This window comes from Methyloglobulus sp., assembly GCF_046714055.1.
In the GTDB taxonomy this organism is placed as follows: Bacteria; Pseudomonadota; Gammaproteobacteria; order Methylococcales; family Methylomonadaceae; genus Methyloglobulus.
This window is the reverse complement of the sequence record NZ_JBKKBJ010000248.1, coordinates 1-8,495: the sequence shown is the minus strand read 5'-3', so window position 1 is coordinate 8,495 and position 8,495 is coordinate 1. Positions and strand designations below refer to the sequence as shown.

The following is an 8,495-nucleotide window of genomic DNA, read 5'->3' as shown; positions in this document are numbered from 1 at the left end:
GCCGAGGAAAGGGGCGATGCCCCGCACGCCAGGCCGCGCGGCGAAGAGCTTGCAGGAATGGACAAGGACCCTGGTTTTAAGGCAAGGCGCTGGGTGGTTGGGGTTTGCCACTCCTGGTTTGACCGGTCCAGGAAACTCTTGGTGCGCCATGAAAAAATGGGTCGGAGCCATCTCGGCTGGCTTATGCTGGCCGCTTCGGCCATCGTTTTACGGAAAATAAAACGGAAAGGTCAGGGGAATATTGTTTATGGATAAGCTCTTAGTCCTTTCGACCGGGAAACAGGGGGCTATTTTATCGTTTCCGGTCGATTGGCAGGGAGGTATTTGATAAATACTTATATGAATCAATTGGATGGTGAGTTTTTAAAGATCAGCTATTGATGCCTGAACAACTCACTATCAAAACTTAGCTGTTGCTTTTCAATAACGCTTAGCCTGTCTGATTGAATTCCAAACAGCAGATCGCCTTTCAGCAAGCCAACCAGTTCTTTTCCTGCCATCGAATGACGCCAGCCATGCAGCAATGGGCAATCTTCCTCTTCATTGAAGAGTAGCGCTTCAAGATCTTTTCGTGTCGCCAATATCGTCGGATTCAGTGAGTTTTCTTCGGCGCGTATGCGCACCAAAGCCGTCAATATATCCAGGATAGCCTCGTGTTGTTGGTTTTTCTTGATGACCCGGTCTTTTTCCTTGAGCGGTTGCGACTCCTTGTTTTTTGCGACAGCAATTAATTCACACAACTTTCGACCGTAACGGTGAACAATCCGTTCGTTAATGCTGCGGATGTTGGCTAAATCGGTCACCGTTTCCGGTTGCAGCTTGGCCATTTCGAATATCAGTTCATCGCGTAGTAACCAGGTTTTGGGGCGGTTTTCAGCCTGGGCGGTTACTTCCCGCCACTCAGCCAAGGCCTGGACAATAGACAATTGCTTGGCTGTCAGCTTGTTTTTGCCCCTGATTTTGAGCCATGCCTTCTGTGGCAATACTTGGTAATTATTGGGGTTTTCTAACTCTACGAAATCATGCTTTAACCAGTCCGCACGGCCTAGCGCCGCCAGTTTTTGCAGCATAATCTGATAGATTTGGCACAAATAAATGACATCATCCGCCGCATACTGGATTTCGGCCTCGATTAATGGCCGTTTGCTCCAATCGGCACGGGTATGGGCTTTGTTAAGGTTGATATTCAATAAGCTGGAAACCAGCATGGCATAACCCGGATTGTCCTGATAACCAAGTAACGGCGCTGCAACTTGGGTATCAAATATCGGCCCAGGCACTTTTCCGGTCAATTGGTAAAAAATTTCTAAATCCTGGTGGCAGGAATGAAATACTTTGACGATGGACGGGCTGTATAGGGCGGCAAAAAGATTGTCCAATTCAGGCAAAGCTAAAGGATCTACGCAAGCCACCCATTCTGGTGTTGCTATTTGTAATAGGCAGAACTTGGGATAGTACGTTTTTTCCCTTAAAAACTCGGTATCCAGCGCCAGCCAAGACGTTTTTTTTATTTGTTCACACAGCGCTGCCAGTTGATCAACAGTGTTAATGTATTGGATTTTTGTCATTGGCTCCTTTATCAAGCAAAAATGCGCTTAATTTCACTAACATCCATTTTAAATGGTTAATCAATATTATTGCCTGGTGGCATATTTCCAATCACGTTGGCCGCTTCTTTAACGGGTAGTGCAGCCGAACGAACCTGCCAATGTTTGCGATTGTTGCGCTTTTTATTCCTTGGGTTAACGCGGCGGATATCTAATTTCTGTCCGTTGATTTCAACCGTTTTCAAATGATGAAATATTTCCTGTGGCATTTCATCGGGCAAATTTACCAGGGTATAACAATCCTGGATACGCACATTGGCTATAATTTTTACGTCAACGCCGGATTCTGCAACCAGTACTTTTTTAATCTCCGCCGAAGTCACATTGTGCTGGAATCCAAGGTCAAGACGATAACGCACTAGCCTAATGCCCTGGGGCAAATGGTTAGATAAGGGGTTTTCAACACCATTTCGCTTTTCGCTTTGTGGTTGGCTGGTTTTACTTGAGTTAGCTTTGCCTGGGCTGACCTCATCTAGGTTATCATCACAAAGATACATTAAAGCTGCCGCACAATCCAGGACAGTGATTTTCAATTCCGCCGCGATAGCTTTAATCATCCGTCGCTGATCGTCCAGTTTTCGGGAGACAAAAATCTTCTGCACCTGATCCTTCATACGTTTTTTCCTGTCGTTATGCGTGTCATGTACAAATGCCGTGTCGTTTTTATTCATTCGGATTCTGTTATACAAGGCGATCAGATGTGAAGCAAATCAGAGACGATCTTGATAAATTTCCACAGATGATTCGTCACGTAATCGGCGCAGCCAAAGTTCGGTCTCTTCCTCGATTTTCCGTTTACGGATAATATCCTTTATCTGGTTTTTTTTGAATTCACTGGTGTTGTCTTTGTTTTCCCGTTCCAAAACCTGAATTAAATGCCATCCAAATTGGGTCTGAACAGGCTCACTGACTTCATTGATTGCCAAATTATCCATCGCCTCCTGAAACGGTTTCACCAGATCCTCAGGCCCAACCCAATCGAGCAAACCGCCTTTGAGGGCTGAACCCTTGTCATCGGAATGGGCGCGTGCAAGTACGGCAAAATCATCGCCATCGGCCATTCGTTGCTTTAAGGCTAGTAGCCGTTTCCGGGCTTCGGCATCATCGACCAATTCATTGGTCTTGATAAGGATATGCCTGACCTTGGACTTAATAACCATGTGCTTGCCGACCCCTTTCAATTCCAGCATTTTAATGACGTGAAAGCCGCTTGGGCTGCGTAAGGGGTCGGATACATCGCCTTCCGCCATCTTACTGACCACATCAACAAACAAAGTCGGCACATCGTTTTTGCTGCGCCAACCTAAATCTCCACCCTTTAGCGCGTTGCTATCGTCGGAAACACTTATTGCAGTTTTTGTGAAATCCTGACCAGAACGCAGTTCCTTCACCAGTGCATCGGCCTTGTTTTTGGCTTTTTGGATGACTGCCGCAGACGCCCCTTCTTTGACAGCTATAAGGATATGTCCCAGATGATATTGGCCAATCCCCTCGCCAGCTTTGTCTTCGGTCTCAATAAAATGCTCGATTTCCCTATCAGTTACCTTGATACGATCGCCTATTTCTTTTCCCCGAAGCTGGTTGATGACGATTTCATTGCGCATATTATCCAAAAAAACCTGATAGGACATACCTTGATTTTGCAGTTCTTGCTTGAACTGTTCAAGCGTCATGTTATTTCTCTGGGCAATGTCCGTCGCTGAGTTATTGAGCATTTCCTCACTCAGCTTGATTCCAACCCTTTCAGCTAACTGGCGCTGGAGCCTTTCAATAATCATTTTCTCCAGCACCTGTTTTTTTAGCACATAATCAGGCGGCATTGCTGTGTTGCTGGCTTGAATCCTTTGCACAATGGCTGCAATTTCGCGTTGCAATTCACCTTCAAGAATCACATCGTCTTCGACAACAGCAATAATTTTATCCAGCACCTCAGCGTAGGCATTATGATTAACCAAGCCCAAGCCGTACAGTAAAACCACATAGATGACTAGTTTTTTTAACACGTTGAAATAAACCATTATTCGGACTTCCGGTAACCATAAATACTTTTTGCGAAGAAATCATCCAACTTTTCTCCAATCCCTGTCAAACCTTTAAATTCGACCTGAAAAAATATGCCGGTTTGGCTGGTGGCTGGCGTATCCTCTCCCGTAGGGGAATTGACTGAAGTCTCGACATTATTGACGTACTGCCGCCCAATAACCCGAAACCGCCAACAACAATTTTCTTTTTCAAACCCAAAAAACGCATCTTGGGTCTGATTATATAATAATGAATATTGCCAGCCCCCTACTGCAAACCAGTCATCATAAATGGGCCAGCGGAAGGAAATATCGCTCTGGATAATGTCGTTACTTCTGGTAAAACTAGGATTGTTTTCTCTTGGATCGTTGGCTTCCTCAAGCGCCTCCTTATTCAAGGTACTTTTTCTGTAGAGATAGCCTATATTGAAAATTTCTCCGGGATCGTTAACAAAATGAAGCACGGCTTTGCCCCTGACAATATCATTGATTTCAGGATCCCACTGCAAACCTGTTTCCACAGCAAAATGTTCGTTGATCTGGCTACTTAACTCCACTACCAACGGTGAAAAAGCGCTAGTCTCTACCGAACTTTCCAGAAAATCTCTACCGATACGCACTACTGGGGCTGTCACCTCGCGGTCTTGGAAATAAAAGATCTCACCTACGTTAAGCCTTAACCTTTCAAGACCGGTTTTTGAATCAACCAACCTCGAGGTTAAGGCCGCAGCAATCTGGTTGGCATCCTGCACCCTATCGATACCACTGAAAGAATTTTCCCTGAATAGGCTGTTGAACTGAAAATCATACAATGAGGTATCAAATATAGGGATATCGCTTTGGTTAACTTTAGGTATATATAAGTAAAAAAGCCGGGGTTCCAAGGTATGTAATAGCGAATTTCCGGCAATATTGAGATCTTTTTCGAAAAACAGGCCGCTGTCTATCGAAGCTATCGGCACTGTCCGGCCAATCGAATCAGCAACCCGAACCTGTTGGTTATTGAGTAAGTATTGGGTATATTGCAGGGACAGTTTTGGTGTCACAAAGGCACTGGCTGTCTGCAAAGGGAAGCTGACCGAAGGCTTGATATTAAACCGGTATCCATCTGGTAAAGAACTGTCGTCATGTTGGAAATAGACGTACTCGCTTTCCAGCACGGTGTTGGCGGGTACGGACTCAAACTCATGGTCCAGATTCAAATTAAGTTGCGGTAAACGCCGGTAAGGCCTTAACCTGCCCGTTAAGTTCGGGTCAATGGTTTGATAGCTTTCGACCAGCCCTACGAGGGATATGCCTTGATCGACATAAGAGGTATTGGCATAACTCCTGATATGGCTGAAATTTGGGAAATTCAAGGCATTTCCAAGTTCGGAAAAGTACTCTTTATCAGAGACATAATTCAGATCAAGGTTAGAACTAATGTTGGGAGTAAACCGGGTATTATTCTTAATCGTTGCCAAATACCTGGGCTTGTTTGCGAGGGTGTCATCCGGCATATACTCAGCGCTGACCAGTCCATTTGATTTTTCGGTCAGGTAACGGAAATCACCCGCCAATAAGATGCCCCTTTTGGTCAAATATCGCGGCCTGATTGTCGCATCATAGTTGGGGGCTATATTCCAGTAAAAAGGAGCCGAGAAATTAAATCCGCCTTGTTGGGTCTTGCCAAAGACGGGCGCAAGAAAACCGGTCAACCTCCTGTCATCCATAGGAAAAGACAGGTAAGGTGAATAAAAAACGGGGACTCCCTTAAACTCAACCCAGGCATTTTTGGCCGAGGCATACCCAGATTTTTTGTTTAATTTTAAATTGCTGGCATGTACAATCCAATCCTGATTACCCGGCTCGCATGACGTATAAGCGGCATCCTTGTAGCGGGACAAAGATTTGCTGTCACGATAAACTGCACTTGCCTTTCCCCTGATGGGTGTCGTCGGGGAAATAAACAGGGTATCGCGCATACGTGCTTCATCGCTGGCCAGCTTGAACGTCGCGGTGTCGGTGTACAAGGACAGTTCATCCTCGCTGTAGAAAACATTGCCATGTAAATCCAGCGTTTCTGAAACCGAATCATAATTTGCCGAATTGGATGAAGCCCGCTGATCGGCACGTTTCATCTCGACATTGCCTTGATAGTTGCCGATTTCATTATCATAGATTTCGGCAGAATTGGAATTCATGTCCAGATCTGCGGTATCCCGCTGACTTTTATCAGGGACATAATATTTCTGGGTGCCAAGCTGAATAGTGCAATTACCCCAAGGATTCGTTTTAAAGCGATCCCTTAAAGTATTGAAAATGTGTTCTTGCTTATTATCAAAAGCGGGATCGAGCAAGCTAAACCTTTGCCTTTCAGTCTCCACAACGCGGGCTTCACCTTCGGGATCCGCCCCTACCAACTGACAATTCCAGTTACCGTCTTCACCTTTGGTATCGCAATTCCAGCCGCGTTGCTTAACACCGACTTCCGTTGCGGGTTTGTTGCTCCCTGGCATCGGCTTCTGGGTTGCCGGTATGACAGGTGGCGGCGCTTCCGAAACGACGGGGGAATTTAATGGCCGGGCTGAATTGGGATTGGCAATCGGTACATTTGGTTTTTCTACAATCTTTTCATTTAAATCAGTGTCTGTTGACTTTTCGTCCTGGCTGGGCTTGGCGTTGAATGATCGATCTTTTTCCGAAGTCTCCGCTGTTCCGGGCTCAACACCATTCGGTGGGGTAACGCGCGTTGCTCCATCTTCAGCAGATTTAGATAAATTCCCTTGCTGGGCAGCAGCTGGCTTGCCCTGTGATTCAGTAGCCGTCTTGGACGGTTCGACATCTGCTGGCGAACCAACACAAACCCATTCTTTAGTATTTTTGTCTTGTTGGCAGTTCCAGTTTGCTTCATTGGCGAAACTCATTGACGCAAATAACGATAAAAAACAAACCAGATACAATCGGGCTAGCATGAGTAATGGAAGATTAGTAGCTTAACGGGTCAAAAATCGAATAGAATGCCAGCGCGAATTCTACCTCAATTTACCTCAGCTTTATAACTAATCTGCCCACATCCTCATGATCCCTGACGACTTCCGAAAAATAACCCTGCTAGCTTGGCTAGAGAACGATCTGTTATTGACGGTCATCAACTGTGAGCCTGCATCCAGTGATGCCAGCTTCCGGCGTTATTTTCGGATTGCCCTGCCAGACCGACAACTGATTGTTATGGATGCCCCGCCAGACAAAGAAAATATCGCACAGTTTGTAAAAGTAGCCGAATTGCTCAGGCTTTCCGAGGTCAAGGTTCCGGCTATTTACTATCAAAACTGGCCTGATGGTTTCCTGGTATTAGAAGACTTCGGCCCTCACTCTTTTCTGGATAAATTAAATGCAGATAATGCACCACAATTATATGGTGGCGCTTTAGACGGCCTGCTAAAGCTACAAACCAACACCGCCATCACCGGTTGCGGCTTACCCCTGTACGACGAAGCACTGCTGCAACGGGAACTTGGCATTTTTGAAGACTGGTTCATCAATCAGGCTTTGGACTTGGACATTCCTGCCTCACTCTGGGATACAGTCTGCAACATCCTGGTCAGTTCAGCCCTGGAACAGCCTGTCACCTGTGTACATCGGGATTACCATTCACGCAACCTGATGGCGTTAGATGACAATACACCCGGAGTAATCGATTTTCAGGATGCTGTTATTGGCCCTGTGACATACGACCTGGTGTCATTATTACGCGATTGTTATATAGCATGGCCGCAAAAACAAATTGAACAGTGGATGACCCAACACTACCAAAAACTCAAACAGTCGGGCATGATAACGTGTGACCTGGCCTTATTTACCCGCTGGTTCGATTTGATGGGCATGCAACGGCACCTGAAAGCCATCGGCATTTTTTCCCGGCTACATCTTAGGGATGGAAAATCTGGCTACCTCAAAGACATTCCCCGGACGTTGAATTATGTCATGGCACAAGCACAGGCTTATCCCGAACTAAGCGATTTTCATGATTTTTTACATCAACGCGTCTTGCCGAAATACACGCCCCAATGCCCAGAAGCCCAATGAAAGCCATGATACTGGCCGCAGGGCGCGGTGAACGGATGCGTTCTTTAACAGACCATACCCCAAAACCGTTGCTGCCTGTCGCCGGCAAACCCTTGATCGAACACACCATAAATCAACTGGTATCGGCAGGATTCACGGATATAGTCATCAACCATGCCCACTTAGGCCAGCAGATAGAGGATAGACTGGGCAACGGCAAAGATCTGGGTGCATTCATTGCCTATTCATCAGAAGGTGAGCAAGCGTTGGAAACCGCCGGGGGTATCATTAACGCATTGCCCCTGCTAGGCAGGGATGTGTTTTTAGTCGTCAATGGTGATATTGCAACGGATTTTCCGTTTGCAGGACTTAAAAACATTAGCGTTGATTTGGCGCATTTAGTGCTGGTCGATAATCCTGCGCATCATGCTCGGGGCGATTTTGGCCTCGACAGCGCTGGTCAAGTCACGGAAAACGACAACCACCAATTTACTTTTAGCGGTATCGGCCTATACCATCCCGATCTATTTAGCAAAACGCCGCCAGGAAAAAGCAAATTAGCGCCTTTGCTACGCGAGGCTATTGCGGCAAAAAAAGCGACAGGGCAACACTATTCCGGATTCTGGATAGATATAGGCACACCTGAACGCTTGCGGGAACTAGACAGGCATCTGCGTAAGGCTTAGAAGATTCGGCATTGTTAACTAAGTATAGATAATGGTATGATTGGTGTTTTTTTAATATGGAGCAAATGCACCATGAATTGTCCCAAATGTGGCTCAACAGATGGCACCAAAGATGGCATAGTCAAAGGGAAGCA

General features: G+C 46.1%; 6 protein-coding genes and 1 pseudogene. 3 read left to right on the top strand and 4 right to left on the bottom strand.

Annotation, left to right across the window (positions count from 1 at the left end; all coding sequences use genetic code 11):
• Nucleotides 1-255, top strand: a pseudogene (locus tag ACLQ6D_RS14845) (IS5/IS1182 family transposase); the annotation flags it as partial.
• 119 nt (nucleotides 256-374) lie between these two features.
• On the opposite strand, the gene rnd reads toward ACLQ6D_RS14845, so the two are convergent.
• The 4 genes from rnd to ACLQ6D_RS14825 are packed head-to-tail and all read right to left on the bottom strand — an operon-like array spanning nucleotide 375 to nucleotide 6,534.
• The gene (rnd, locus tag ACLQ6D_RS14840; protein ID WP_411728090.1) at nucleotides 375-1,568 is read right to left on the bottom strand and encodes a ribonuclease D; all 1,194 of its coding nucleotides are present in this window, start codon (nucleotides 1,566-1,568) and stop codon (nucleotides 375-377) included.
• A 56-nt stretch (nucleotides 1,569-1,624) separates the two neighbouring features.
• Entirely contained in the window at nucleotides 1,625-2,278 is a 654-nt protein-coding gene (locus ACLQ6D_RS14835; RefSeq protein WP_411728089.1) for a DbpA RNA binding domain-containing protein, read from the bottom strand.
• Nucleotides 2,279-2,317: 39 nt separating this feature from the next.
• A complete protein-coding gene (locus tag ACLQ6D_RS14830) occupies nucleotides 2,318-3,625 on the bottom strand; it encodes a peptidylprolyl isomerase (RefSeq protein WP_411728088.1) in 1,308 nt (435 codons plus the stop codon).
• Nucleotides 3,625-6,534, bottom strand: a complete 2,910-nt coding sequence (locus ACLQ6D_RS14825) for an LPS-assembly protein LptD (RefSeq protein ID WP_411728087.1) — start codon at nucleotides 6,532-6,534, stop codon at nucleotides 3,625-3,627. Before ACLQ6D_RS14825 ends, ACLQ6D_RS14830 begins: the two co-directional genes overlap by 1 nt.
• Nucleotides 6,535-6,688: 154 nt before the next feature.
• Here ACLQ6D_RS14825 and ACLQ6D_RS14820 point away from each other — a divergent pair, with 154 nt between their 5' ends.
• Nucleotides 6,689-7,696, top strand: coding sequence for an aminoglycoside phosphotransferase family protein (locus ACLQ6D_RS14820; RefSeq protein WP_411728086.1), 1,008 nt, complete (start codon nucleotides 6,689-6,691; stop codon nucleotides 7,694-7,696).
• The gene (gene murU / locus ACLQ6D_RS14815) at nucleotides 7,693-8,361 is read left to right on the top strand and encodes an N-acetylmuramate alpha-1-phosphate uridylyltransferase MurU (protein ID WP_411728091.1); all 669 of its coding nucleotides are present in this window, start codon (nucleotides 7,693-7,695) and stop codon (nucleotides 8,359-8,361) included. The genes ACLQ6D_RS14820 and murU overlap by 4 nt, the downstream gene beginning before the upstream one ends.
• Nucleotides 8,362-8,495: the final 134 nt, after the last annotated feature.